Below are 23,545 nucleotides of genomic sequence, written 5' to 3'. Positions count from 1 at the left end.
GCACGCGATCTAAAGAAGTTCGCGTCGACCAACTTCGGCATGTCGGGAGATCGAGCATTCGAGACGGCAGTCCTCATCGAGCGGCAGAAGGCGGCGATTGATCGGGTGGGCGGGTTGCACCGCGCCGTCCCGGTTCAGTTCGAGGAGTACAGCGTATGCAGCGAGTGTTTGACGCAGACATGGCCGTGCGCGACGATCTTGGCGCTCAGATCGGAAGGACGGGAGTCATGAAGACGCTGAGGATGCGATCGAGTCTGTTGGGCCGCGTAGCCGAGCTGCCGATCGAGGAGTACGCCGGCATGGAAATGGTGCGCGTCGAGGTCGGGCTGATGCGGCGCATTCTCACCGAGATCGGGTTCACCGAAGAGCCAGGTTCGGCTGATCAGGGAGTAAGGGTGCGCGTGCACACTCATCCGCTGGGCGAGCCGTGCCCGCCGTCGTGTGCTCACAGCTCGGCCGGACGGGAGTCTGAGCATGGCTGAGATGCGCGAGTGGATCACCGTGAAGGAAGCCGCCCTCCTCGTCGGCCGCGACAAGCGTCAGATCTACCGGTGGATCGAACGCGACCGCCTCGCCACCCGACGCAATACGGACGGCATCCTCGAAGTCCTCTCGAAAGCGATCATCCGCGTCGAGAAGACCGTCATCCGAGGCCGCCCCCGCGACTGACGACACACCCCCACACGGCACGATCAGAAATCGTCAAAAGCGTCAATCATGTCACGATAGAACCTAGATGGTGGAGCACTCCGCCCAGACGAAAGCCCCGACCCTCTCAGCAGGTCGGGGCTTCGCTCATAGCCCCAGGTGGAAGGTCCGATACGAGTCCTTCGGATCGTCTTGACGGCGATACTTCACTGTTACCTTCTCCACACCGCGACCGTTCAGGCCGAGAATCAAGACCTGGAACGAGTCGCCGTACTCGTAGACCCCATCTTCGTGGCTTGTTTCCACCCTCACCAGATCTGCTGCCTTGTCCGGCGACGCATCGAAGCTCAGGGCTTCGAGGGTAACGCCGGACGAGTTCACTACCCGCGTTCTGTTGCTGCCGGCCGACGAAGTTGACCAGTCGGGAGGGGTCATCTCCTCGCGCTTGATCCTGTTTGCTTCCTCCTGTGCCTCCGCCTGCCGGATGAACGCCGCGTTCGCCTCACCTGCCAGCCGCGCGCTCTCTCTTGCGGATATCGCAGCATCGTCCCGAGCCTCCCGGGCGTCCTTGAGTGACTCCAGCGCCGCATGCGCTTGCACCCACGCGAACACGGCCGCCGCCCCGGCGACGACCACCCCAATCGCCGTCAGAACCAGCATCCCAGCTTCCACGATCCACCACTCTCCCCCGAAGCGCATCGCACGGGAGGACCAGTCTCCCGCACTCGACCGACATCCCCGCCCCTTCACCGGCCTCGACGCCGAACCCCCGGACCGTGGCCTGGCGCCACCGAAGAGGTGAACCACCATGACGCGTGCACCTCGCGAAACATTCCAGCAGGGCGAACGCGCGCGTGAACTGTTCGACCAGGGGTACGGGTGCAACGCGATCGCCCGCGAGCTCGGCGTCGGCGCGGCGACGATCAGCCGGTGGGCTCGCCGTGAGGGGCTCGACTTCTCTCGTGATGAGACGGCGATGGCCGTCCGTGCGCGGACGATCGACATCGCGGCGTCGCGGACTGAGCTGACGAAGAAGGTCCTCCTGGTCGCGCATGAGGCGCTCGACAACCTCGACGGCCCGTACCTGGTGTACAGCTTCGGCGGCAAGGACAACACGTACGAGGAGCACGTGCTGGACACTCCGCCGATCGAGGTGACTCGGACGGCTGTGACGATCGCGAAGGATGCGCACGCTGTCGCAACGCGGACGTTGGAGATGACGCCCGAGGGCACGGCGCTGGCGGAGTCGGTGCTGGATCGCATCGAGGCGGAGCTCTCAGGCGAGTTCGACGGCTTCGACGATGCCGAGTTCGCGAGCCCGTCATGAGCCGGCCGCCTGCGCTGTCCCGCAAGCAGCGGTGGAGCATCGCTCGTGCGGCGTCGGCGAAGATCGCGCTGTGGGTCGGTGCGGTGTCGGCCGGTAAGACGATGGTGTCGCTGTTCGCGTTCTTCATCGCGATCCGCCATACGAAGGGTCGCGGCCTGATTGTCATCGTCGGGAAGACGTTGCAGACGATCGAGCGCAACGTCATCGGCGAGATGCAGAAGCCGGAGCTGTACGGGCGCCTGGCGAAGCAGGTGAAGCACACGACCGGGTCGAACACGGCCATCATCCTCGGTCGCGTGGTGCATCTCGTCGGCGCGAACGATGCGCGCTCTGAGGAGAAGATCCGCGGCTCGACGATCGAGCTGGCGTACGTCGATGAGGCGACGTTGGTCCCCGAAGCGTTCTGGGCGATGCTGCTGACCCGTCTGCGTGTCGCCGGCGCCCGTCTCCTCGCGACGACGAACCCGGGCTCATCGCAGCACTGGCTTCGGGTGAAGTACATCCTCGACGCGGTCGCGCAGAACATGATCGTGTTCCACTTCACGATGCACGACAACCCGCTCTACTTCGAGGGCGGCGATCCGGGCCCGTCGTACATCCGCGACATGGAGGCGTCGTTCCGGAAGTCGAAGCTGTTCTTCGACCGGTTCATCAAGGGCCTCTGGACGAACGCTGAGGGCGCGATCTACGACGGCTGGGACCCTGCCGTCCACGTCATCCCCTGGGAGACGTTGCCGCCGATTTACCGGCTCCTCGGCGTCGGCATGGACTTCGGCACGCAGCACGCCACCTCTGTCGTCATCCTCGGCCTCGGCTACGACCGCAAGCTGTACCTCATCGACGAGCTGCGGATCGAAGCGGAAACGCAGACGCAACGGCAATCGCCGTCGCAGCAGGCGAAAGCGATCGCCGACTGGCTCAAGGAGAACCATCTCCCCGAAGGCCACCTCCGCCCCGAAGTGCTCGCCGCCGACCCTGCCGCGCTCGCGTACCGGCAGGAGCTGCGGGAGTCGCAAGGCATCGACACGATCCCCGCCGACAACTCCGTCGCGTACGGCATCGGCCTGATCACGTCACTCCTCGGCCGCGGCCTGTTGAAGGTCACCGACCGGTGCTGGGGCGTCATCAAGGAGATGCCGGAGTACCGGTACGACCCGAAGGCGACGGAGAAGGGCCTCGACGAGCCGATCAAAATCGGTGACGACTCCCTCGACGCGTTCCGCTACGTCATCGCCTCCACGGAGGGCGAGTGGCGTGACGAGGTCGGCCCCCGCCCGCTCACCTTCTGATCCTCGGGAGGGGCGTCAACACGCCCGATCCTCGTGAAGACCGCTCATGACGCCGACCTCCAAGCGGCTAGGCGGCACTGCGCCCCTCCCGAACACACCCACCCGAGAAGGAGGCCACCGTGGCGCTGCCCGTCTCCGACTCCGTCAACCCGTGGCCCCCGAAGAACGTCGCCAACCTGCTCCCGTCGATGCAACGGTGGGGCGCCTGGTGGTCGAACGACCTGTCCATGCTGCAGGCCGCGTACGGCGGCGGGAAGCTGAACGACGGCCTCGGGTTCTTCGCATCCGACCAGGGCGGCGTGAAGGTCCACTCCCTCGGCCCGATCCGCTGGTTCATCGGCACACCGTCGACGGCGGGGCAGCCGAACACGAAGCTCCCCGTCCCGATCGCGGCGAACATCTGCCAGGCGTCCTCGGATCTGCTGTTCTCCGACCCGATCACTGCGGCCGTGAGCGACACGACCACGCAGGAGCGGCTCGAGGAGCTGCTCGACGACGCGTTCCACACCCGCATGGCCGAGGCCGCGGAGATGGGCGCTGCGCTCGGCGGCTCCTACCTGCGGGTCACGTGGGACGACACAGTGAACCCGGACGGCCCGTTCACGACGGTGAAGGACGCCGATGAGGCGATTCCCGAGTTCAAGTTCGGGAAGCTGACGGCCGTCACGTTCTGGGCGGTCGTCGCCCGCAACGGGAAGCGTGTCTACCGGCACCTCGAACGCCACGAGCTGGGCCCGCTCGGCGTCGGTGTGATCCTCCACGGCCTGTACGAAGGCGACGAGGGAACCTTGGGCAGCCGCATCAGTCTCACCGCTCGCCCGGAAACGAAGCCTCTCGCGATCCACGAGGACCTCGACCTCGAAGGCACGATCGACACTCGGTCCCCAGGCCTGGCGGTGCAGTACATCCCGAACCAGATCCCGAACCGCATGTGGCGGCACGACCCGCTCGGGAAGAACCTCGGCCGCTCCGACCTTGACGGTGTCGAGCACCTCATGGACCAGCTCTCCGAGACGATGTCGGACTGGATGCGCGCCCGCCGCGCAGCCCGCGCCCGCGTCCTGTACTCGAAGGAGCTGGCGAAGAACATGGGCCCTGGTCAGGCGGCTGTCTTGAACGTCGACCAGGAGACGTATGTCGAGACCGGCATGTCGGGCTCGTCGGGCGAGAAGCCCATGTCGATGGCTGACCGTGTCCAGGTGCTGCAGCCGGACTTCGATCCGGCGGGGTACAAGGCGACCGCGGATGAGCTGATCGAGCAGATCCTGCAGATGGCCGGCTACTCGCAGTCCACGTTCGGCGCGGACGACGCTGAGGGCGGGGACCGGACGGCGACGGAGATCGAAGCACGTGAACGCCGTTCGCTGATGACCCGCGCGCGGAAGATCCGCAACTGGCAGCCGGCGCTGCTGGAGCACATCACGAAGCTCCTCGAAGTGGACCGGGTGTTCTTCGGTCGGCCGAACGTCGTGACGGATCTGACGGTCGAGTTCTCCGACGGCGTGCAGGAGTCGCAGCTGCGTCTCGCGCAGACCGTGCAGGCCCTGTACGCCTCGGAGTCGGCATCCGTCGAGGAGCGCGTCGCGATGCTGCACCCCGACTGGGACGAGAAGCAGATCAGCGACGAGGTGGAGCGCATCCGTGAGGAGTTCGGCCACACGGCGGCCGACCCGCAGATGAGCCCGTACGAGGAGCCCGACGGTGACGAGCAGCCAGGACAGCAGCAGCACTGAGCGGCTCGTCGCCGCGCTGGTCGCCGCGTACATCCTCGCTGAGCAGGACCTCCTCGCAGGGCTGACCGCGATCATCCGCCGCACGACCCCCGATCTTGAGGGTCGGCAACTGCTGATCGTGAAGGCCCGCACGCTGGTGCGGCGCATCCTGAACCGTCTCGACTCCCGCACGGCCGGTATCGCGGTGCGGATGCTGGACTCCGCCGCCCGTGACGGTGCCGCTGCGGCGATCGCTGACGTCGGCAGCCAGGTCGCCGTCCGACTGCCGTCGACGAGCGGTGCGGGCGGTGGCGGGTCTGCTGGTGGTGACCGGTGGATGCGGTTCGGTGATGAGCCGTTCGACCTGTCACTGCCGCACGGTGAGCGGGCCGCGCAGGCGATCCGTGACGACATCGTGTCGGAGCTCGCCGACGTCCGCACCCGCATCACTCGTCTCCCCGATGACGTGTACAAGGCGATCGCCCCGCACGGTGCGATCTACCAGGTCATCGACAACGACATCACTCCCGCGCAGGCGCAGGCGATGGCGTGGCGGGTGTTCGTGTCGCAGGGCATCACTGGGTTCACGGACAAGTCGGGCCGGAACTGGTCCCTGTCGGCGTACGTGGAGATGGCGGTCCGCACCGCAGCTCAACGCGCCTTCAACGACTCCCACCTGGCCCGCATGCAGGCGCTCGGGGTCGAGTACTTCACCGTCCCTGACAGCGGCCACCCGTGCCCGAAGTGCTTCCCCTGGCAGGGGCGTGTGCTCACGGCTCGCGAGATCCCGAACCCGACGATCCACGTCGACGGGACGATCGCCGAGGCGGTCGCGGCGGGCCTGTTCCACCCGAACTGCAAGCACCCCCTCACGGCGGTGTTCCCGGGCGTGACGGTCCTCCCGCCTCCGCGCGAGTGGACGGCGGAGGATCAGCGGCTCTACGACCTGTCCCAGAAGCAGCGGCGTCTCGAACTGGACGTGCGGAAGGCGAAGCGGCAGCTCGAGTATGCGGCATCCCCGGAGGCCGCGGCCGATGCCCACGCACAGGTCCGTCGTCGGCAGGCGACGGTTCGCGAGTTCGTCAAGGAGACCGGCTTCGCCCGGCAGTCGCGTCGTGAGCAGCTCGACCTCGCCGACGCGCGCATCAAGCTCCCGACTCCCATCCGGTGAGCCGGGCCATCCCCAAGAAGGAGCACGACATGGCACTTCGTACCACTCCGCGCGAAGGCGCGGCCGCGACGAACGCGATCGAGGCACGCTTCCAGATCGCGCAGAACGGCAAGCCCTCCGACGAGGAACTCGCGACGCAGGCGCACCTGCGCGGCGCGCTCGCGAACATCGGCCACTTCATCGACGGCAACATCGCCGACTCTCGCGAGAAGTCCCTCGCGCTCACCCATCTCGAAGAGGCCCTCATGTGGGCCGGCAAGGCGATCTTCTCCGCCTGACCCGCGGAGCCATCCCCACCACTGACGAGCCTGGCGCTCAGAAGGAGACCCACCCATGTTCATCCGACCCACGCTGCCCCCGTTCCTGATGCTGAACGACGCCGGCGCATCCGGCGGCACGCCCGCACCCGCACCCGCTCCGACGCCTGGCCAGGAGCCCGCCGCTCCGGCCGCTCCTGCCGCGCCCTCTGAGCCGGCGGCGCCCGCGGCCCCCGCGTCGAACCCGGCCGAGAAGGTCGAGGACCTCCCCGACTGGGCGCAGAAGATCATCCGCGACGCCCGCAAGGAGGCCGGCGACTACCGTACGGCCGCGAAGGACGCCGCGACGAAGGCGCAGCAGGAGTTCGGCGACAAGATCGCCGTGGCGCTCGGCCTCAAGCCGGATGCCGCGACCGACCCTGCCGCGCTGGCCGCGAACCTCACGAAGGCGCAGCAGGATGCCCTCAACTCGGCGCGCGAGCTCGCGGTGTTCAAGGGCGCTTCGGCGGCCGGCGCAGACCCCGCGAAGCTCCTCGACCGGGCATCGTTCCTCACTTCCATCGCCGGGATCGACCCGTCCGATGGTGCCGCGATCAAGGCCGCGATCGACGCGGCCGTCACGGCAGACCAGACCCTCAAGGCGACCCGGGCGGTCGGCGCGAGCACTGTCGAAACTCCCGGCGGGCCCGGCGAGCAGGGACAGATCACCGACGCGCAGCTTGCGCAGATGACCCCCGAGCAGATCGCGGAGGCCTACGAAAAGGGACTCCTGAAGAGCCTGCTCACCTAACCCTGAAAGGAGAGCCCCGTGGCTTTCAACAAGTTCAAGCCGGAGATCTGGAGCGCCCTGCTCCTGGTCGCCCTGCGGAAGCAGCTCGTCTACACGGCGTTCTGCAACCGCGACTACGAGGGTGAGATCGCGGAAGCGGGCGACACCGTCCGCATCACCTCCGTCGGCCGCCCCACGATCGGCAACTACGTGCCCGGCCAGACGGTCATCTCCCCGGAGACCGTCGCCGACACGCAGCGCACGCTCGTGATCGACCAGTCCAAGTTCTTCGCGGTGCAGATCGACGACGTCGACAAGCGCCAGGCGAAGGGCGGCATCATGGAGCAGCTCAAGGACGAAGCGGGCTACGCGCTGGCCGACGTGATCGACCAGTACATCGCCTCCTTCTTCACGAGCATCCAGGCCGCCAACCAGCTCGGCTCCAAGACGGTCAGCATCGCGACGCCGACCCAGGCGTACGACAACGTGCTCGTCCCGCTGAAGGTCCAGCTCGACAAGGCCAACGTCGCCACCCAGGGCCGCTCCGTCGCGATCACCCCCGACCTCCACGGCGTCCTCCTCCGCGACCCCCGCTTCATCAAGGTCAACGAGTCGGGCACCAGCGAAGGCCTCCGCAACGGCATGGTCGGCCGCGCCGCCGGCTTCGACATCCTGATCACGAACAACGCCCCGAACACCACGGGCCAGGAGTTCGCGATCATCGCCGGCAACGACCGTGCGATCACCTTCGCGGAGCAGATCAACAAGACCGAGGCGTACCGGCCCCAGTCCTCGTTCTCCGACGCGGTGAAGGGCCTCATGCTCTACGGCGCGAAGAACGTCCGTCCCGACTCGCTGGCGAGCGCGCTCGTCACGGTCACGGCCTGAGAAAGGAGCGCTGACCGATGGCTCGTGCAGCTCTCAACCCCACCACCATCACTCCGAACGCGGGCAACGCCGACCCGGCGGGCACCGCGTCCGTCGCGGGCGCCGGCAACGGCTTCGCGGTCCCCTACCAGGGCGGCAAGCAGCTCCTCCTGCGCGTGTCGAACGCGTCGGGCGGTTCCGGCACCGTCACCGTCCTCGCGGGCTCCCAGCCGTCGGCGATCGCGTCCGGCCAGGGCTCCCTGGTCGACACGGTCGCGAACGGTGCGACCCGCTGGATCGGTCCCCTCGAGTCCGCTCGGTTCCAGCAGCCGGACGGTTCCCTCGCGATCGAGACGTCGGTGATCATGACGATCACCGCCATCGCGATCGACGGACGGTACGTGGGCTGATCATGGCCGACGAGACCGAGAACCAGCCGGCCGAGCCCGAGGAGGGAACGGTCGAAGCGCCCGACACCGCGCCCGAGGTCGCGGTCGAGACCGAGGAGAAGCCCTTCATCTACGTGCAGGGTTTCGCGGGTCTTCCGTTCAAGCTCGATCTGCCCCTCCACGAGGCCCTGGCAGACCAGCTCACGAAGGGGTATCTCCGTCGGGTCGCGAACCTCGACGGCGACCCCTACGTCCCTGAGGAGGAGTCGCCCGAAGTGGCGGCTCTCCCGGAGGAGCGGCCCGCGCTGAACGCCAACAAGAAGACGTGGGTGGGTTGGGCCGTGAAGAACGGCATGACCCCCGACGACGCTGAGGCGCTCACGAAGACGGACCTGATCGAGAAGTTCGGGACCGACAACTGAACAACGGGTGAGGCGGCGTGCTCTCGTGCGCCGCCTCACCCCTCCACACCGAGGAGGCAACGTGAGCATGTTCTACGGCGCCCCGTTCGTCGTGCCGACGTCGCTCGCGACGGCCGCGGACTACACCGACTGGACGAAGACGGCCGCGCCGGCCAACGCCGCCGCGATCCTCCGCGGGTGCACTTCCCTCGTCCTCGAAGCGACCGAGGGCAACATCTACACCGTCGACCCGGCGACCGGTGTCGCCACCGACCCGATCGTCCGCAACGCGCTCCGCGACGCTGTCTGCATTCAGGCCGCCGCGTGGGTTGCGCTCGGCATCGACCCGGCGACGGGTGGTGTGCAGCAGTCGTCCAAGGCGGTGAAGTCGAAGCGGCTCGCGTCCGGCGCTATCGAGTACTCCGACGCCGAGGTGCAGTCGACGGTGAAGGCTCGCGCCGCCGCGTACACGTCCCTCGTCCCCGAGGCGGTGCGTTTCCTCCAGCAGCGGAACCTCCTCGGCGTGAGCCCGGTGCCGTACGGATGAGCGAGCTCGACGACTTCTACGTCCACACGGTGACCGTTGAAACGCTCACCGGCACCGACGGGTACGGCCGCGAGCTCTTCGCCGCCCCCGTCATCCTCACCCCGCCCGACACGGGCGTGTTCGTGGAGCAGAAGCGGCGCATGGTCCGCGACGCGAACGGGGCTGAGGTCATCTCCGAGTCCACCGTTTACGGCCGCCCCGAAGCGGCCGACCTGTTCCTCCCTGGCTCCCGCGTGACCTACCGCGGCGCCACCTCTCACGTTCTCACCGTCGCGCTGAACGACTCCGGCGACCTCGAACTCCCCGACCACATCCAGGTCGCGCTCACATAGGAGGCCCCGTGGCTGACGAGGAGGGCGACTTCATCGCGAAGCTGGAGCTGGTCGACGAGCAGCTCGACGACCTGATCCCCGTCGCCGTCGGCCGCGGCATGGAACACGTCCGCACCGTGTCGACCGAGCTGACGCCTGTCCGCGATGGGCACCTCGTTGGGTCCGCGGACGTCACGGTCCACGGCGATGAGGCGCAGCTCTCCTTCGCTGGCCCCTACGCCCGCCGACAGCACTTCGAGCTGACCTGGAAGCACACGAAGGGGCAGGCTCTGTACCTCGAGCAGCCGATGCGCACCGAAGCGGGCAAGGTCCTCGACATCATCGCTGACACTCTCGGGGAGGCGTTCTGATGGCTTCCACGAAGGAACTGCTCACCGGCATCGCCGAGTTCCTCGCAGGCGCGGGCGTCGGCCTCACCTGGAACCCGGCTGGCATCTACACCTCTGCGCAGACAGGCATCCTCGTGAAGCGGATGCCGGACAACCCCGACCGCGTCGTCACCCTCACGCTCGTCCCCACAGCCGACGATCCGTTGATGCCGCTCGGGTCGAAAATGCTGCAGGTCCGTGGCCGCGGCGCCCGCAACGATCCGCTCGACGTCGACGACCTCCTCGACCCGATCTTCGACGTCCTCCACGGCCGCACGAACTGGCTCATCGGCAGCCAGGTCATCGTCCAGTGCCTCCGCCGGATCTCCGCCCCGATGGGCGAGGACGGCAACTACCGCACCGAGCGCGCCGACCAGTACTACCTCGACGTCGACGCCGCCCCGACACCGCTCCGCCCTGCTGGCGGCGCCTGGTAACAGACCACCCGCCCACCTGGACGGGTGCCCGACCCCGAACCGAGCCGGTGAGGGGCTTCAACCCTGCCCCGATGCCTTTAGGAGGCCATCATGCCCACCGCTCTCGCACGTCGAATGAAGGTCGACGTCTCGGACCTCGCTACCCCGAACTCGTGGGTCCCGTTCAAGGGGATCAACGACTTCAACCCGCCCATCACCCCGAACCTCCAGGCCGCGGACGACTACGACACGGGCGGATGGTCGGCGTTCGAGAAGACCATGCAGGCGTGGGTCGCGACGATCAAGGCGCTCCGCAAGACGACCGCCGGCGTGTTCGACCCCGGCCAGGAGCTGGTCCGCAGCAAGCAGCTCGGATTCGGCGACGCTGGCCGCATCAATGTCCGCTGGTACGACCGCAATGGCGCGCCGGAGGCGTTCCAGGGCGTCGCGATCGTCGGCTGGGTGCCGTCGAAGACCGGTGTCGCGGACCTCGACGAGATCACCTGCACTCTCACCGGTGACGGCACCCTCTCCGCGATCGCGAACCCCTTCGCGGCGGCAGCCGTCCCGGTGATCGTCTCGGCGACCCCGTCGGCGGTCTCGCAGGGCGGAATCGTCAACATCACCGGCTCCGGCTTCGGCGGCGTCACGGGCGCGACAGGGGTCAAGTTCGGCGCGACCAACGCGACGAGCTACATCGTCGTGTCCGACAACACGATCGTCGCGGTCATGCCCGCCGGCTCCGCGGGCGCCGCGAACATCACCGTCACGAACGGTGCCGGCGCCTCGACCGCGTTCGGCTACACGCGCGGCGCGTAACCCACTCCCGGCCGCACGTAGGGGATGCGTGCGGCCGGGCCATCCCCAGAGAAAGGTCCCCGAATCATGACCGAACTGCGCGAGTTCACCGACTTCGCTGCTGGCCCGCTGATCTTCCCCTACAACGGGCGCACCTACACCGCCCCCGAGGTGTCGATCACGATGGGCCTCCGCCTCAACGGCATCCTCAACGAGGGCGAGAGCCCCGACCTGTCCACCGCCGAGCTGTGGCCCGAGCTGCTCGGCAGCATGTGGGACGAAATGGTCGCCGACGGCGTCCCGATGGTGTTCGCGAGCCGCGTCGCCGCGACCGTGATGGCCGACTTCCAGTTCGGCCGCGAGTACGCGACCGTCATGTGGGAGACCGGTGGCGACCCAAAAGCGCTGGCGGAGTACCTGCGCCGCAAGTCGGCCCCGAATCGGGCCTCGAGGCGATCGAACAGTACGGGTGGGGCGAAAAAGACCCGCTGACGGGCCTGTACGAGGGATACGACGTCCCCTCCGGCGTGCTGGAGGAGAAGGGCCGCGCTGTCTCGTGGCATGACGTGCTGCAGCAGTGGACCCTCGTCGAGTTCACCTTCCACTCTGTGCTCGGCGTCGACCTCGAAGAGATCTGGCATCGCAAGAGCTGGCGCTGGTTCAACGTCCGCCTGAGCCATCTCCTGTCCACCGACACGCCCCTCGCGCGCTTCTTCGCGCCCCGAGACAAGCCGGAGGTGCCGAGTGAATGAGGGACCCACCACCGTCGGCTCGATCGTCGCGAAGATCCGCGCCGATCGAGCTGAGTGGAAGGCTGCGGTCGCTCAGACGAAGGAGGATGCGCGCGAGCTCGGCGCGCTGCGCCCCGACATCCACATCAACGACAACGCGGCGGCGGTCACGGCGAAGATGGCCGCGACGAAGGCCGCTGTCGACGCCGTGGACGGCAGCACCGGCAAGCTCGCCGGCACGCAGGGGAAGGTCGCGACCGCGCAGACCCGTCTCACTGCGGCGATGTCCGCCGCCGACACCGCCTACGCGCGCGCCGCGCTCGCGCAGATGCGGCTGAACGAGCTGGAGGAGAAGGGCATCACGACGGGGTCGCGGTACGCGTCCGCGCAGCTCGCTCTCTCCGAAGCGGTGAAGCGTCTGGACTCCGCGAACGACAAGGTGATCGCGTCGGAGCTGGCTCTCGCCGCCGCGCGACAGGCGAACGCCGCTGCCGCGGACCGTGAGGCCGCTGCGACCGTCAAGGCGAACGAGGCGAACAAGACAAGCGTCACCCGCATCGGTGCGATCGCGACGGCCGTCGCCCTCCTCGTGCCGCTCCTCGCGCCCGTCGGCGCGGCGACGATCGGGCTCGCTGGCGGTTTCCTCGGCCTCGGCGTCGCTGGTGTCGCGGCGCTCTTCGGCATCAACCAGGAGATGAAGCGCGGCTCCGACGTCGGCCAGGCGTACCGGTCCGGCCTCGACAGTCTGAAAGGCTCCCTGTCGGGTCTGTCGCAGACTTCCGCAGTCGCGATGCTCGGTTCGTTCCGCCGCGTTGTCGCGGAGACCAACGCGGCCATGCCGATGCTGAACACGCAGACCGCGCAGTTCTCGTCGCTGCTGGGCGAGGCGGGCGCCGCCGCATACTCGGGCACCATCAACTCCCTCCGCGTCCTGAACCCGCTGTTCCTGACCGCCGCGGTGTACGTGCGCTCCCTCATGCAGGGCTTCCAGCAGTGGACCGAAGGCAGCGGGATCGAGAAGTTCGGCGGGTACGCCCTGTCGATGCTCCCGAAGGTGACGGAGGCGCTCGGCGCGCTCGCCTCGTCGATCATGCACATCCTGGAGGCCCTCGCTCCGCTCGGCACGATCGGTCTCGCCGTTCTCACCGGTGTTGCGGAGACGATCGAGGCGATCCCCGTCGATGTGCTGTCGCAGCTCATCGTCACGCTCACGTGGGGTGCGATCGGGTTCAAGGCGTGGGGATTCGTCGCGCCGATGCTGTCGGCCATCGCCGTGCAGATGGGCGCTGTCGGAGCGGCGACGACCATCGCGACGGGACCGATCGGCTGGATCGTTGCGGGCCTGTCCGCCCTCGCCGGCATCTTCGCCGTCGTCATGGCCAACAACTCCGGTGCGACCCGGGCCATGCAGGACTACACGGCCGCCGTCGATGCCGACACCGGCGCGATCGGCGAGAACGTGCGCGCGAAGGCCGCGCAGAAGCTCATCGACGACGGCGTGATCGACGCCGCGAAGCGCCTCAAGCTGTCCACGCAGGATGTGCTCGAAGCGACCCTCGGCAACGCCGCAGCGCAGAAGCGCCTCAACGACGCGATGGCCACCGGCGAGAACGGGTCGGAGAAGCAGCGCGCTCAACTCCAGAGGACCGGCCTCGACCTGGTCGACTACACCCTCGCCGTCACCACCCTCACGCAGGGCATCGACACGAACTCCGCCGCGATCAAGGGGCAGGTCGACCAATACAACGACCTCCACGGGATGCTCACGCAGGTCACCGGCGCGTCGCAGGCGCAGCAGCGCGCCGACGAGGCCGTCGCCGCATCCCTCGGCATCAGCGTGGGCGCGCTGCAGGCGGCCCGCAACGGCCAGGACGACATGAAGGCGTCAACGGAGAAGGCGACCGCGCAGATGTACCTCCAGAACGACGCCGCCGGGCTCCTCCGGGCGTCGCTGGACCTGCTGAACGGCAAGACCATCAGTGCGGAGCAGGCACAGAACCGTTTCGACTCGTCGCTCGCGAACATGGGCGCCCACATCGACAAGACCGGTAAGGACGTGAACCGGGCGACGACATCGCTCGAGGGCATGTCGGCCGCGGCGGTAGCGAACCGTGGGGAGCTGATCTCGTCGGTGCAGGCCGCGCAGGATGCCGCTCAGGCGTACCGCGACAACGGCGCATCGTCGGATGAGGCCCGCCAGAAGCTCATCGACATGAAGACGGCGATCATCGAGCACGCCGTCGAGCTCGGCGAGGACCGGGACCAGGTGCAGGCGTTCATCGACAAGCTGTTCCAGATCCCCGCGGAGGTGCCGAAGACGAAGGTCGAGGTCGACGCCGACGAGGCGAAAGCTGAGATTCAGGGGTTGAAGCAGCTGCTCGACGGCATCAACCGGAACATCAGCATCGCGGTGCAGCTTCACGGAGCCGACAACATCGCCACGACCGGCGGCTACAAGGTCGCGTTCGCGAACGGCGGCACGGCGCGAGGGCTGGCGAACGGTGGCGGCGGGACGGTCACGGGTCGCGGCACTGCCGGGTCCGACTCGGCTGGCATGTACCGTCTCGCGCACGGTGAGGAGGTCGTCGGGAATGTGTTCGGTCAGGCCGACAGGAACCGGACGCTGCTGAAGCAGATCAACGCCGGGTTCACCCCGTCGCCGACGTCGATCACTGCAACCCCGGCGCCCGCCCCGCAGGAGCGCGTCGTCGAGCAGCACTTCCACGTCGCCGGCGTGCAGCAGGAAGACCCGCGAGTGCTCGGGATGATCGTCGGCGGCGAGGTCGCCCGCGCGCTGGTGGGGGTGAAGGCGAAGTGACGACGATCACCCTCGCATCCGACCACGGGTCCATCACGCTCTACGCCGAGAATCAGGGCCGAGACGGGTTCTACCAGGCCGGGCAGCAGTTCTTTCAGGACTGGTACTCGATCTCCGATTCGAAGACCGAGATCCGGGAGCGCCCGTCGGCGCCTGGCGCGTTCGGCATCGACCGGGACTGGCGGTCAGCTCTCCCGCTGAACCTCAACGGCCGGTTCCGCGGCCCGAGCTGGGCAGCGATGCTCCGGGACCTCCGGTCGACGCTTTCGGGCGGCCTGCCGGTGCGCGTCACGGTCTCCGACGATCTGGGCGTCTCGTCGCGGATGGTGTCGGTGCGACGGTTCGTCCCCGCCCCGAACCCGGGCGCTCTGCTCGCCGACTTCCAGCTCGTGCTCACCGCGACGGACCCGCTCATGTACGGGCCGACGCAGTCGGCATCGACAGTCCCACCATCGGGCGGGACTGGGCAGCCGTGGCCGCAGGTGTGGCCCGCGGACTGGGGCACCGGGGGTAACCCGGGCCGCTTGTCGGCGGCGAACGGCGGCTCGGAGGCGACGCCTCTCCTGCTGAGCGTCGCCGGCGGTGTTGATGGTGTCGAGCTCGTCGAGATCACCACAGGCAGCACGCTTCGCCTCGAACGGATCATCCCCGCCGGGTCGGTGGCGGTCTTCGATGCGGCGCTGACCCGCGCGTACCTTGACACCCCAGCGAACGACATCACGGGGTTCATGACCCGCCGGGAGTGGTCAGGCTTCCTGATCGCCGCCCGGTCGACGGCGATCGTCCAGTTCAACCCGCTCGGCACGCAGGTCGGCTCGCCCCTGCTGACGGCCACGTGGTCCGACGCGAACTAGGAGGTGAGCATGCTCCGTTGGTTCATCGCTGACCTCCGCACAGGGCGGCAGGTCCTCGACATCAAGGTCATGAGCTCGTCGACGTGGTCACGCGCGCTCAACGAGCCCGAACGCTTGACGGCGATCCTGGACATGCAGGACCCGGCGACGATCGCGCTGAACCCGCGACAGACGATGACCCCGGGGCGGACGGTCCTCGCGGTCGCCGCAGGCGACACGATCCTCGGCGCGGGACCGATCTGGTCACATCTGTACGACCGCGACCGGAAGACCCTCACGGTAGCCGCGCTCGGCCTGTGGTCGTACTTCGACCACCGGTTCCTGTTGCCCGTCGCCGCGGCGGCCGTCAACCCAGGGACGTTCATCCTGCCCGACCCGTCGGCGGCCGGCAAGACGATGGTCAACACTGCACTCGGCACGTACCTTTCGAACCTGGAGTACGGGACCATCGCGAAACGGTGGGTACAGCAGGCGCAGGCATGGACCGGAGGTGCGGTCCCAGTCGTGTTCGAAGCGGACCGGGCTGGCGTGCACGAGCGCAACCATGACGGAGTCGACTTCAAGAACATCGGCACCCTGCTCTCCCAGATGGCGCAGCTCGAAGACGGTCCCGACATCCGGTTCAAGCCGCGATTCACCGGCGACCGGCTCGGCGTCGAATGGCTACTGCAGACCGGCACCGACGCGTCACGGCTGCTGGCCGACGACGCGGGCCACGCGTGGACCATCGGAATGCCCGGTGTCCCGACGTCACGATTTCAGGTGAAGGTCGACGGGGAACGCCTCGCGTCCCTCGCATGGGCCACCGCTGGCCGCACCGTCGACTCGGTGCTCGTCTCCCGCTCGACTGACACGACGCTCCTCGACCTCGGCTTCCCGATGCTCGAGGCCCTGGACGCCTCCCATTCGACCGTTGCTGTGCAGACCACTCTCGACGGCTACGCGCGCCAAGCTACCGCCGCCGGCCGTGCACCCTACGAGACGTGGGAGTTCACGACTGAGGCCGCGCGGCAGCCGTTCCTCGGCGCGTACTGGGAGGGCGACTGGTGCGACATCACCATTCCCCCGTACGACCCTGCGAAGGGCGTCGGCGACCCCTACCTGGTTGAAGGCGTGAAGCGGAGCCGTCGACGGATTCTAAGCATCGCGGGCAACGCGGAAGGGCTCACCGTGGACCTGACGACGATGGAGCAGATCGGTGGGTAGCGGCTACACGACCCCGCCTCAGGGTGAGTACGGCGATCTGATGAAACTGCTCGGCGAGATGCAGCGTCGCCTCGCCGAGCTGGAGACCCCGACCGGCACGAGCGTGAACTCTCTGGTGGCGCAGGTGCAGGAAGCGATCGCCAACATCACGTCGACGGTCACGGCGGCGATCTCGGTGAACTCGTACACGAAGGCGCAGATCGACGCGAAGGTCGCGAGCCCGGGCGCGATCTCTCCCGCGACGGTGACAACGAGCGGTGATGTCCAGGTCGGCGGGCAGCTCCGCGCGCCGGATGCTGTCACGAATGTGATCACGTCGCCGCGGTACTCGATGTGGATCGAGACCGGGACAGGACGCCTCGGCAACACATCCTCGTCGCGGCGATACAAGCAGGACATCACCGATGCGGAGATCGACCTGGACGAGTTTCTGAGCGTCGTCCCTTTCGTCTTCCACTACATCGCCGAGGTCCGCAAGCGCGATGATCCCGACTTTGAGGAGTACGTCGGCCCCGACTACGTCGTCGCCGACGAATACGGCCTTATGGCCGAAGATCTCCACTCCGCCGGCATGACCCCGTGGGTCTACTACGACGCCGAAGGGCGTCCCGACTCCGTGAACTACACGATGCTCGTCGTCCCGCTGCTCGCCGCGGCGCGAGCTGAGCGCGACGCGCGGCAGCGAGTTGAGGAACAGCTTCACGCGCTCACCGAGCGTGTGCTTCGTATTGAGGAAGGAATCTGATGACCTTGCAGCCCTCCTGGCCCGGCGTGACCGGGCTCACGTCGACGACTGCGGCCCGGAAGGATCTCGCTGGTCTCATCGAGACCGACACGACGGGCACCGTCCGCGCGGGAGTGTTCCCGGCGCATCTGAATGCGCTCGTGTCCGCTCGCGCGGACCTGAACGTCGACATCGCGGCGTTTCAGGCTGCCGCGGTGCAGTTCGGCGGCCCTGTCCTCCTTTCCAACGACGGGACGATTCAGCTGCCGTCACCGCTGGTGTCGCCAACGTCTGGCACGAACTACTACGTCATCTACGTCAAGCAGAACGAGTCGACGTCCCCGGGAACTGACGCAAGCAACACCACGATCGTCGGCGCGGCGCTGTCGACGTCGTCGTTCGCCGCGGCGCGCAGTTCGCTCCCTGCGGGAGCGCTCGAACTGGCGACGGTGCAGATGCCGGCGAACAAGACTGCGACGAATGCGTCGGGCGTTACCATCACGCAAACGTTCCAGTACACGTCCGCGGAGGGCGGGACTGTCTGCGTTCGGAACTCGGCTGAGCTCGCAGCGTGGACTCCTGCGGATGGCGCGACCGCTTATCAGATCGACGCGGGGCTGACCTGGAGTCGGCGCGCCGGGTCCTGGGTGAACACGACGCCCACGTTCTCGGGCGTGCTGTTCGGTCCCGCACTGCCGGCGGGAGCGGTCCTGATCGAGAAGATGGGCGTCACGGGCCTTGTCGCTACCAACGGGTCGGGCGATGCCTCCATCGCATACCCGACGGCCTTCCCGAACGGGGTTCTGTTCGCCGAGGTGCGCCGCTTCGACTTCACGTCATTGGGCGCCACCTCCGAGATCATCAACGCGACGCAGTCGCTGACGCAACTGAATTTCCGGGTTTACGCGTCGAACGGTTCGCCGCTCACGTCGACGCCGAACCTGAAGTACGTCTACCGCGTCGTCGGGTGGTGACGCAGATGGATCTTGTCCCTCTGCGCACGGAAGTGGCCGATGCCTACCCCACCGAGAACTGGGACGGCGGCTGCGCCGGGTTTGCCTACCTCGTCTGCCGCCTCACGGGGACGGTGCGCCGCGCGTACCCGTCGGCCACCGATGCACGCCTGGCCTCCCAGATCGTCTCGGCGGACATGTCCGCGGCCCCCGCGGGGGCTTTCCATCACTGGTCGTACTTCGCGCGCCTGAGCGGCGTCTACAAGGACTGGGGCCACGTCGCCCTGGCCATCGGCGACGGCCGCGCGGTGATGACGAACCCCGAAGCGGACGAGTGGGACTGGGGCATCTGCCTCGGCGAAACCGACGTCGCCTCCTGGACGGCACGCCGTCGCGGGATCGTCGCGTACGTGGGCTGGTCGTACACGTACGGCGAGAACACGGCGACCATCACAACCACCCAGACGGCGGCGACGGCATCAAAACCGTTCACGCCGCAGACCGAACCCGAACCGGAGCCGACAGGAGTTCTTCCCATGCCGAACATCAGCATCATTTACAACCTCGACGCGCCTGGGCAGCAGCAGCAGGTCGCGATCGGCCCTCGAGGTCGGGTCGCCCTGAACGGGCAGACCGCTGACCTCCTGAACCGGTGGATGCGGTGGCAGATCGCCGGCGGTGACGTGTCGAAGGCTGGTGGCATGTCGGTCGCGGAGATGGATCTGCTGATCAGCGGCGTCCTGTCGAAGATCTCGTGAACCTGACAGCACCGTCCTGGTTGGTGGACTTACTGGAGAGCGTGTCCGTCTGGGATGCGCTCTTGTGGGTAATGGCCGCGGGCGCCGGATTCTGGTTCATCAGGAAGAAGGGGTGGCGGGGCGTTGTCGCCTTCGCCCGGGGGATCATCAACGCCGCCGAGATCTTGGCGTCTGTTCAGGGCCTTCCCTCGTACATCGAGCGTGCGGATGCCCGCGCCGAAGCCGCCGACAAGCGCCACGATCGCCTCGAAGGCAAGGTCGACGGTATCTACCACGAGACCCACAACAACGACGGTTCCAGCACGAAGGACGCCGTCGACCGCGTCGAGATCGGCGTGAAGGGCCTGTATGGCCGGATGGATGCGATCGAGGAGAAGGTCCTCGCGCTGTCCGCGGCAGACGAAGAGCTTCGCGCCGAGCTGGAAGACACCCGCAATCCCCACAAAAAGGAGTAACCATGACCACTCGTGCTGAAATCCGTGCTGCCGCGACGCAGACCGCGTATCCGTGGAAGGCGTCGCTGCGCACTCTCGTGCAGGTCGGCATCCCCGCGTTCGTGACGCTGGTCGGCGTCGTGCCGCTGATCATCCAGATCATCTTGGAGGAGATCGGCGAGCAGATGCCCGAGGGGCTGCGGCTGTGGCTGGTCGGCGCGGCGACGCTGCTGACGGCCGTGGCGACGGCGCTCGCCCGGATCATGGCGATCCCGGCCGTGAACGCGTTCCTGACCCGTTGGGGTCTGGGCGCGACGCCGAAGCAGGGCTGACGTGACGGTTGTCAACCTCCGCGGCCTGCACACGGCGCTCGGTGTCCCTGCGGTCACGAGCGGCGTCGTCATGGTCGAGTACTGGGCGGGGTCGGGTCCTGTGGCGCGCGTCGACGGCGCGGATGTGGTGTTCCCGGCGCTGATCACCGCGGCGATCGTCGATGGTGATCCGGGGACGCTGGATCTGGTGCCGACGCGGGGCGTGTGCTGCGTGCGGTGGACGATCCAGTCGGACCATTCCCGGGTGACGGTCACTCGGTTCACGGAGATCCCCGAGACGGGTTCGGTCACGTTCGGTGCGTTGCAGCAGGTCGACCCGGCGACGTTCGTCCCGACGGCGGATGTCGTGGCGGCGTGGGAAGCGGCGATCGACGACGTCGCAGCGCTGCGGGATCAGGCGGTCGGATCGGCGTCCACGGCGGCGGAGTCCGCGTCGACCGCTTCGGCGTCCGCGACGAGCGCTGCAGGGTCAGCTGATGCCGCGGGCGTAGCCGCTACGGCCGCGAGCGGCTCGGCGTCGGCCGCTGCCGGATCTGCGTCGACGGCGTCCACGGGTGCCGCGACAGCGACGACCAAGGCGACCGCCGCGTCGTCGAGCGCCGATGCCGCGGCGACGTCAGCGACGGCCGCCGCAGGCTCCGCTTCTGCGGCGGCCGGATCGGCCAGTGCGGCGGGGCTGTCGAAGACAGATGCCGACGCAGCGCGCGTCGCCGCGCAGACCGCTCAGACGGGTGCTGAGACAGCTCGGGCGGGTGCGGAGGCGGCGCGTGATCTCGCCCTTGCTGGTCAGTTCGTGGGCTCGCCGCTGGGGACGACGGACCTGAACACCATCGTGACCCCTGGTGTCTACCGTCAAGGGTCCGCCGCGTCGCTCGCTCTGAACTACCCGACCACCTACCTGGGCACGCTGTACGTGAATCTCGTCGCGAACGTGAACGGCGGATGGATCACGCAGACGTACTACCCGATCGTTCACGACGGCTCCCAGGGGTCACGGGTCGCGTATTCGCGCTCACGGATCGGGACGACCGGGTGGACGCCATGGCGCGCCCAGGCGTCGCAGCGCGTGGATCAGACCGCAGGCCGCGCGATCTACCCCTGGGACGACCTCAACAACCGCGAACAGCTGATCTACGGCGATACGGGCATTCGAAGCGTCGCGGACTCGGCTGTGGTCAGCGGCGGAGCGATCTACCTGCGCCGCTACGGCGCCATGGTTTCGCTCACGTTGCAGGATGTGGCGCTGGTCGGTAGCCCGACAGGGACGGTCGACCTCACGCTGCTGCCCACGGGATTCCGATCGCAACTGAACCACAACTTCGCGATGTTCATCGGATCGAACCTCAGTCGCGCCTTCGTGGGAGTCAGCACACTCCGGGTTTACGGCGCACAGGCGGGACAGGTTCTGAACGCGCACATCGTGTTCATGACGACCGACCCGTGGCCGACGACACTCCCCGGCACCGCTTCCGGCACGATCCCGAACACGTAGGAGACACCATGCCTGACCTGTCCTCGATGACTGACGAGCAGCTCGCCGATCACCTGAACGCTGTCCTCGCCGAGCAGGAGCGCCGTCAGCGTCTCGCGAACGCTCCTGCTCAGGTCGCGTCGATCGCGGCGGCGTTCATCGCTGATGGTGGTGACCGGACGGCGCTGGTCGACGCGATCCCCGACGCCTGACCCCGCACCACGAAAGCCCCCGGCTTCTCTTCGGAGAGGCCGGGGGCGTTCTGTGTTCCCCCGTGACGCTGATGATCCCACTACCCGTACGCTCACACCATGGGCCGTGTTGAGCAGATCAAGAAGGAACTCCGCCTGAACGGCAGCGTGCAGGTCAGCATCGTCGACGACGACGAAGCCGAAGAGTGGCGTCGCGACGCCCGCCGTGCCGCGCGTGAGCTGGGCCGACCGGTAGAGACGATTCGTCACCGGTCGATCGTCGTCGCTGCCCTGCGTGACTGGCCAGCCAACGAGCTGGAGGAAGAGGTCACGCAGGCGAAGCTCAGGACCGTGATGAACCGGGTCCCAACGCCTGGCCTCTGACGGGCCGCACGAGCGGCGCACCATGCGAGCCCGCTTCGCGGCTGGCACGACCGAGGGCCACACACTCGAGCGCGCCGGGGATCAGGAGCAGCGCGTTGCACAGTGGCGCGGTGTGGGGGCTGTCGTAGAAGCCCGCCCACCCGCCGGCGACGCGCGCGAGGATGTCGAGCCGATCCCCGGCGACCTGGTGCAGCTCGTCGATGACGGGTGCGGGGTCCTTGGTGTACTGGTTGCGTCCGCAGATCGCGGACAGGAGCACGTCGAGGGCGGTGTCGGGGTTGAGGCCTGATCGGGACATGCGGGGAGCGTAGATCGCGCCGCGGACATCAGCCGCCGCGGATGCCGGGCAGCTCGTCGGCTCCGCCCGGCCTATCTGCCCACGGTGACGGGTCCACGTGGCCGCACCCGCGACACACGTACTCGGACCATCCACGGTGCATCACTGTTCCGCACTCGGGGCATCTCGGCTCGGCGAGGTAGTCCTCCATGGGCGGGAGCCTAGGGGCGTGTCGGTGGTCGCGCGCAGACTATCCCCATGCCCGCCCCGACCGTCCAGCAGCTCCTCGACTTCGAGGCTGCGCACGCCGACGGCCTGGGCGACATCGAAGGCGAGATCCGTCGGATGCTCGGCATCCCGCCGGCACGCTATTTCCAGCTCCTCATGCGTGCCGCGGCGACGATGGAGGGGCAGGCGCACGACGCGATCACCGCGCACCGGATCCTCCGCCAGATCGCTACTTCCCGCGCGACTGCTGCACCTTCGCCTGGAAGAGCCGGTCCTCGTGGAGCGCGTTCTTGACCGCCGCCTTGATGACGAAGTAGAGCGCGGCGAGTCCGACCGCTCCGAGGATCACGGATGCGATGAGGTACGAGGTCAGGTCCATAAGCCGGAGTCTATGGCTTGAACGCGACGTCGCACTCGGGGTGCGCCGGGTCAGGGACCGCGATGTTGAAGCAGATGTCGGGGAAGCAGGACGTGTCGTTCACTCCGTCGTTGCTGTTCGCCGACGACCCTGCAGGGCAACGGATCGGCGCGGCGGGCTCTTCCACCGGCTGCTCGACCGGCGCCTGCTCCTCGACGACCTGCTGCTCCACGGGCGCCTCCTCGGCCGGCGGTTCCGGCACGGGCGCGACCGCCTGCTCCACCGGCGGGGGTGTCGGCGTCGCCGAAGGGGTGAGCGTGGGCGACGGTGTGCTGGTCTGCATGATCGGGGCGATCGTGGGCGCCTCCTCCGCGGGGCGCTGCACGGCGCTGGTGGCCGCGTACACGCCGCCGACGATCGCAGCGACAACGACGACCGAGCCCGCAACGGCGGCGACTCTCTTGATATTCATCTCTCTCCTCCAGGTCTGGCCGTGCGGTGTGCTACCACTGAAGTATGGATAGCTCTTTCGACA

The 23,545-nt window shown here is 67.8% G+C and carries 33 protein-coding genes; 29 read left to right on the top strand and 4 right to left on the bottom strand.

Annotated features, from left to right (window positions below; translation table 11 throughout):
- Positions 1-227 precede the first annotated feature (227 nt).
- On the top strand, positions 228-482 hold the full coding sequence (locus tag CEP17_RS14895) for a hypothetical protein (RefSeq protein WP_162722468.1): 255 nt from the start codon (positions 228-230) through the stop codon (positions 480-482).
- Positions 475-669 (top strand): helix-turn-helix domain-containing protein, encoded by a 195-nt coding sequence (locus tag CEP17_RS14890; protein ID WP_162722467.1) that lies wholly within the window; start codon positions 475-477, stop codon positions 667-669. Before CEP17_RS14895 ends, CEP17_RS14890 begins: the two co-directional genes overlap by 8 nt.
- Before the next feature lie 126 nt (positions 670-795).
- Here CEP17_RS14890 and CEP17_RS14885 read toward each other — a convergent pair whose 3' ends face one another.
- Positions 796-1,308: a hypothetical protein gene (locus CEP17_RS14885; protein ID WP_162722466.1), complete on the bottom strand. Its 513-nt coding sequence runs from the start codon at positions 1,306-1,308 to the stop codon at positions 796-798.
- 148 nt (positions 1,309-1,456) lie between these two features.
- On the opposite strand from CEP17_RS14885, the gene CEP17_RS14880 reads away from it, so the two are divergent.
- The 27 genes from CEP17_RS14880 (at position 1,457) to CEP17_RS14750 (ending at position 22,147) form a co-directional block, all read left to right on the top strand.
- The gene (locus CEP17_RS14880) at positions 1,457-1,975 is read left to right on the top strand and encodes a hypothetical protein (protein WP_112932787.1); all 519 of its coding nucleotides are present in this window, start codon (positions 1,457-1,459) and stop codon (positions 1,973-1,975) included.
- Positions 1,972-3,264 carry a PBSX family phage terminase large subunit gene (locus CEP17_RS14875; protein WP_112932786.1) on the top strand — a complete coding sequence of 431 codons (1,293 nt, stop codon included), beginning with the start codon at positions 1,972-1,974 and terminating at the stop codon, positions 3,262-3,264. Before CEP17_RS14880 ends, CEP17_RS14875 begins: the two co-directional genes overlap by 4 nt.
- 119 nt (positions 3,265-3,383) lie before the next feature.
- Positions 3,384-4,997 (top strand): phage portal protein, encoded by a 1,614-nt coding sequence (locus CEP17_RS14870; RefSeq protein ID WP_112932785.1) that lies wholly within the window; start codon positions 3,384-3,386, stop codon positions 4,995-4,997.
- Positions 4,966-6,147, top strand: a complete 1,182-nt coding sequence (locus tag CEP17_RS14865) for a phage minor capsid protein (protein ID WP_112932784.1) — start codon at positions 4,966-4,968, stop codon at positions 6,145-6,147. The genes CEP17_RS14870 and CEP17_RS14865 overlap by 32 nt, the downstream gene beginning before the upstream one ends.
- Before the next feature lie 29 nt (positions 6,148-6,176).
- Entirely contained in the window at positions 6,177-6,425 is a 249-nt protein-coding gene (locus CEP17_RS14860) for a hypothetical protein (RefSeq protein WP_112932783.1), read from the top strand.
- Between the two features lie 55 nt (positions 6,426-6,480).
- A complete protein-coding gene (locus CEP17_RS14855) occupies positions 6,481-7,194 on the top strand; it encodes a hypothetical protein (protein WP_112932782.1) in 714 nt (237 codons plus the stop codon).
- An 18-nt stretch (positions 7,195-7,212) separates the two neighbouring features.
- Complete coding sequence (locus tag CEP17_RS14850) at positions 7,213-8,061, top strand: P22 coat protein - protein 5 domain protein (RefSeq protein ID WP_112932781.1); 849 nt, start codon at positions 7,213-7,215, stop codon at positions 8,059-8,061.
- 17 nt (positions 8,062-8,078) lie between these two features.
- A complete protein-coding gene (locus CEP17_RS14845; RefSeq protein WP_112932780.1) occupies positions 8,079-8,450 on the top strand; it encodes a hypothetical protein in 372 nt (123 codons plus the stop codon).
- Positions 8,451-8,452: 2 nt separating this feature from the next.
- The gene (locus CEP17_RS14840) at positions 8,453-8,851 is read left to right on the top strand and encodes a hypothetical protein (RefSeq protein WP_204359840.1); all 399 of its coding nucleotides are present in this window, start codon (positions 8,453-8,455) and stop codon (positions 8,849-8,851) included.
- 61 nt (positions 8,852-8,912) lie between these two features.
- The gene (locus tag CEP17_RS14835; protein WP_112932779.1) at positions 8,913-9,377 is read left to right on the top strand and encodes a hypothetical protein; all 465 of its coding nucleotides are present in this window, start codon (positions 8,913-8,915) and stop codon (positions 9,375-9,377) included.
- Positions 9,374-9,709: a hypothetical protein gene (locus CEP17_RS14830; RefSeq protein ID WP_112932778.1), complete on the top strand. Its 336-nt coding sequence runs from the start codon at positions 9,374-9,376 to the stop codon at positions 9,707-9,709. Before CEP17_RS14835 ends, CEP17_RS14830 begins: the two co-directional genes overlap by 4 nt.
- An 8-nt stretch (positions 9,710-9,717) precedes the next feature.
- Positions 9,718-10,059 (top strand): hypothetical protein, encoded by a 342-nt coding sequence (locus CEP17_RS14825; RefSeq protein ID WP_112932777.1) that lies wholly within the window; start codon positions 9,718-9,720, stop codon positions 10,057-10,059.
- The gene (locus CEP17_RS14820; protein WP_112932776.1) at positions 10,059-10,514 is read left to right on the top strand and encodes a minor capsid protein; all 456 of its coding nucleotides are present in this window, start codon (positions 10,059-10,061) and stop codon (positions 10,512-10,514) included. The genes CEP17_RS14825 and CEP17_RS14820 overlap by 1 nt, the downstream gene beginning before the upstream one ends.
- A 90-nt stretch (positions 10,515-10,604) precedes the next feature.
- Positions 10,605-11,312 (top strand): IPT/TIG domain-containing protein, encoded by a 708-nt coding sequence (locus tag CEP17_RS14815; protein ID WP_112932775.1) that lies wholly within the window; start codon positions 10,605-10,607, stop codon positions 11,310-11,312.
- A 66-nt stretch (positions 11,313-11,378) separates the two neighbouring features.
- The gene (locus tag CEP17_RS14810) at positions 11,379-11,783 is read left to right on the top strand and encodes a hypothetical protein (RefSeq protein WP_112932774.1); all 405 of its coding nucleotides are present in this window, start codon (positions 11,379-11,381) and stop codon (positions 11,781-11,783) included.
- A gap of 35 nt (positions 11,784-11,818) precedes the next feature.
- A complete protein-coding gene (locus CEP17_RS14805; RefSeq protein ID WP_112932773.1) occupies positions 11,819-12,043 on the top strand; it encodes a hypothetical protein in 225 nt (74 codons plus the stop codon).
- Complete coding sequence (locus CEP17_RS14800) at positions 12,036-14,840, top strand: hypothetical protein (protein ID WP_112932772.1); 2,805 nt, start codon at positions 12,036-12,038, stop codon at positions 14,838-14,840. Before CEP17_RS14805 ends, CEP17_RS14800 begins: the two co-directional genes overlap by 8 nt.
- A complete protein-coding gene (locus tag CEP17_RS14795) occupies positions 14,837-15,694 on the top strand; it encodes a hypothetical protein (RefSeq protein ID WP_112932771.1) in 858 nt (285 codons plus the stop codon). Before CEP17_RS14800 ends, CEP17_RS14795 begins: the two co-directional genes overlap by 4 nt.
- 9 nt (positions 15,695-15,703) lie before the next feature.
- Positions 15,704-16,900 (top strand): hypothetical protein, encoded by a 1,197-nt coding sequence (locus tag CEP17_RS14790; RefSeq protein ID WP_112932770.1) that lies wholly within the window; start codon positions 15,704-15,706, stop codon positions 16,898-16,900.
- A gap of 40 nt (positions 16,901-16,940) precedes the next feature.
- Positions 16,941-17,645 carry a hypothetical protein gene (locus CEP17_RS14785; protein ID WP_162722465.1) on the top strand — a complete coding sequence of 235 codons (705 nt, stop codon included), beginning with the start codon at positions 16,941-16,943 and terminating at the stop codon, positions 17,643-17,645.
- Positions 17,645-18,598: a hypothetical protein gene (locus tag CEP17_RS14780; protein ID WP_112932768.1), complete on the top strand. Its 954-nt coding sequence runs from the start codon at positions 17,645-17,647 to the stop codon at positions 18,596-18,598. The genes CEP17_RS14785 and CEP17_RS14780 overlap by 1 nt, the downstream gene beginning before the upstream one ends.
- A gap of 5 nt (positions 18,599-18,603) precedes the next feature.
- Entirely contained in the window at positions 18,604-19,335 is a 732-nt protein-coding gene (locus CEP17_RS14775; protein ID WP_162722464.1) for a hypothetical protein, read from the top strand.
- A complete protein-coding gene (locus tag CEP17_RS14770) occupies positions 19,332-19,790 on the top strand; it encodes a hypothetical protein (protein ID WP_162722463.1) in 459 nt (152 codons plus the stop codon). Before CEP17_RS14775 ends, CEP17_RS14770 begins: the two co-directional genes overlap by 4 nt.
- A gap of 2 nt (positions 19,791-19,792) precedes the next feature.
- Complete coding sequence (locus CEP17_RS14765) at positions 19,793-20,101, top strand: hypothetical protein (protein WP_112932765.1); 309 nt, start codon at positions 19,793-19,795, stop codon at positions 20,099-20,101.
- 1 nt (position 20,102) lies between these two features.
- Positions 20,103-21,593 (top strand): pyocin knob domain-containing protein, encoded by a 1,491-nt coding sequence (locus CEP17_RS14760; protein WP_112932764.1) that lies wholly within the window; start codon positions 20,103-20,105, stop codon positions 21,591-21,593.
- Between the two features lie 8 nt (positions 21,594-21,601).
- Positions 21,602-21,784: a hypothetical protein gene (locus tag CEP17_RS14755; protein ID WP_112932763.1), complete on the top strand. Its 183-nt coding sequence runs from the start codon at positions 21,602-21,604 to the stop codon at positions 21,782-21,784.
- A gap of 99 nt (positions 21,785-21,883) precedes the next feature.
- Positions 21,884-22,147 (top strand): hypothetical protein, encoded by a 264-nt coding sequence (locus tag CEP17_RS14750; RefSeq protein ID WP_112932762.1) that lies wholly within the window; start codon positions 21,884-21,886, stop codon positions 22,145-22,147.
- Here CEP17_RS14750 and CEP17_RS14745 read toward each other — a convergent pair.
- From CEP17_RS14745 to CEP17_RS14735, 3 genes are all read right to left on the bottom strand, one after another.
- Positions 22,107-22,445: a hypothetical protein gene (locus CEP17_RS14745; protein ID WP_112932761.1), complete on the bottom strand. Its 339-nt coding sequence runs from the start codon at positions 22,443-22,445 to the stop codon at positions 22,107-22,109. The genes CEP17_RS14750 and CEP17_RS14745 overlap by 41 nt on opposite strands.
- A 436-nt stretch (positions 22,446-22,881) precedes the next feature.
- On the bottom strand, positions 22,882-23,031 hold the full coding sequence (locus tag CEP17_RS15150) for a hypothetical protein (protein WP_162722462.1): 150 nt from the start codon (positions 23,029-23,031) through the stop codon (positions 22,882-22,884).
- Positions 23,032-23,041: 10 nt separating this feature from the next.
- A complete protein-coding gene (locus CEP17_RS14735; RefSeq protein ID WP_112932759.1) occupies positions 23,042-23,482 on the bottom strand; it encodes a hypothetical protein in 441 nt (146 codons plus the stop codon).
- Positions 23,483-23,545 lie beyond the last annotated feature (63 nt).

It is taken from the genome of Microbacterium sp. PM5 (assembly GCF_003293595.1).
Classification (GTDB): Bacteria; Actinomycetota; Actinomycetes; order Actinomycetales; family Microbacteriaceae; genus Microbacterium.
Note: the sequence above shows the minus strand (reverse complement) of the source record. Positions and strands in the feature narration are given on the sequence as shown.

Coding starts and splice junctions, on each gene's coding strand:
- CEP17_RS14775 (WP_162722464.1), top strand. CDS start 18,604: ATGGATCTTGTCCCTCTGCGCACGGAAGTGGCCGATGCCTACCCCACC.
- CEP17_RS14830 (WP_112932778.1), top strand. CDS start 9,374: ATGAGCGAGCTCGACGACTTCTACGTCCACACGGTGACCGTTGAAACG.
- CEP17_RS14790 (WP_112932770.1), top strand. CDS start 15,704: ATGCTCCGTTGGTTCATCGCTGACCTCCGCACAGGGCGGCAGGTCCTC.
- CEP17_RS14755 (WP_112932763.1), top strand. CDS start 21,602: ATGCCTGACCTGTCCTCGATGACTGACGAGCAGCTCGCCGATCACCTG.
- CEP17_RS14785 (WP_162722465.1), top strand. CDS start 16,941: ATGAAACTGCTCGGCGAGATGCAGCGTCGCCTCGCCGAGCTGGAGACC.
- CEP17_RS14815 (WP_112932775.1), top strand. CDS start 10,605: ATGCCCACCGCTCTCGCACGTCGAATGAAGGTCGACGTCTCGGACCTC.
- CEP17_RS14885 (WP_162722466.1), bottom strand. CDS start 1,308: ATGCTGGTTCTGACGGCGATTGGGGTGGTCGTCGCCGGGGCGGCGGCC.
- CEP17_RS14810 (WP_112932774.1), top strand. CDS start 11,379: ATGACCGAACTGCGCGAGTTCACCGACTTCGCTGCTGGCCCGCTGATC.
- CEP17_RS14820 (WP_112932776.1), top strand. CDS start 10,059: ATGGCTTCCACGAAGGAACTGCTCACCGGCATCGCCGAGTTCCTCGCA.
- CEP17_RS14845 (WP_112932780.1), top strand. CDS start 8,079: ATGGCTCGTGCAGCTCTCAACCCCACCACCATCACTCCGAACGCGGGC.
- CEP17_RS14745 (WP_112932761.1), bottom strand. CDS start 22,445: ATGTCCCGATCAGGCCTCAACCCCGACACCGCCCTCGACGTGCTCCTG.
- CEP17_RS14880 (WP_112932787.1), top strand. CDS start 1,457: ATGACGCGTGCACCTCGCGAAACATTCCAGCAGGGCGAACGCGCGCGT.
- CEP17_RS14875 (WP_112932786.1), top strand. CDS start 1,972: ATGAGCCGGCCGCCTGCGCTGTCCCGCAAGCAGCGGTGGAGCATCGCT.
- CEP17_RS14860 (WP_112932783.1), top strand. CDS start 6,177: ATGGCACTTCGTACCACTCCGCGCGAAGGCGCGGCCGCGACGAACGCG.
- CEP17_RS14765 (WP_112932765.1), top strand. CDS start 19,793: ATGACCACTCGTGCTGAAATCCGTGCTGCCGCGACGCAGACCGCGTAT.
- CEP17_RS14735 (WP_112932759.1), bottom strand. CDS start 23,482: ATGAATATCAAGAGAGTCGCCGCCGTTGCGGGCTCGGTCGTCGTTGTC.
- CEP17_RS15150 (WP_162722462.1), bottom strand. CDS start 23,031: ATGGACCTGACCTCGTACCTCATCGCATCCGTGATCCTCGGAGCGGTC.
- CEP17_RS14855 (WP_112932782.1), top strand. CDS start 6,481: ATGTTCATCCGACCCACGCTGCCCCCGTTCCTGATGCTGAACGACGCC.
- CEP17_RS14750 (WP_112932762.1), top strand. CDS start 21,884: ATGGGCCGTGTTGAGCAGATCAAGAAGGAACTCCGCCTGAACGGCAGC.
- CEP17_RS14780 (WP_112932768.1), top strand. CDS start 17,645: ATGACCTTGCAGCCCTCCTGGCCCGGCGTGACCGGGCTCACGTCGACG.
- CEP17_RS14895 (WP_162722468.1), top strand. CDS start 228: ATGAAGACGCTGAGGATGCGATCGAGTCTGTTGGGCCGCGTAGCCGAG.
- CEP17_RS14840 (WP_204359840.1), top strand. CDS start 8,453: ATGGCCGACGAGACCGAGAACCAGCCGGCCGAGCCCGAGGAGGGAACG.
- CEP17_RS14890 (WP_162722467.1), top strand. CDS start 475: ATGGCTGAGATGCGCGAGTGGATCACCGTGAAGGAAGCCGCCCTCCTC.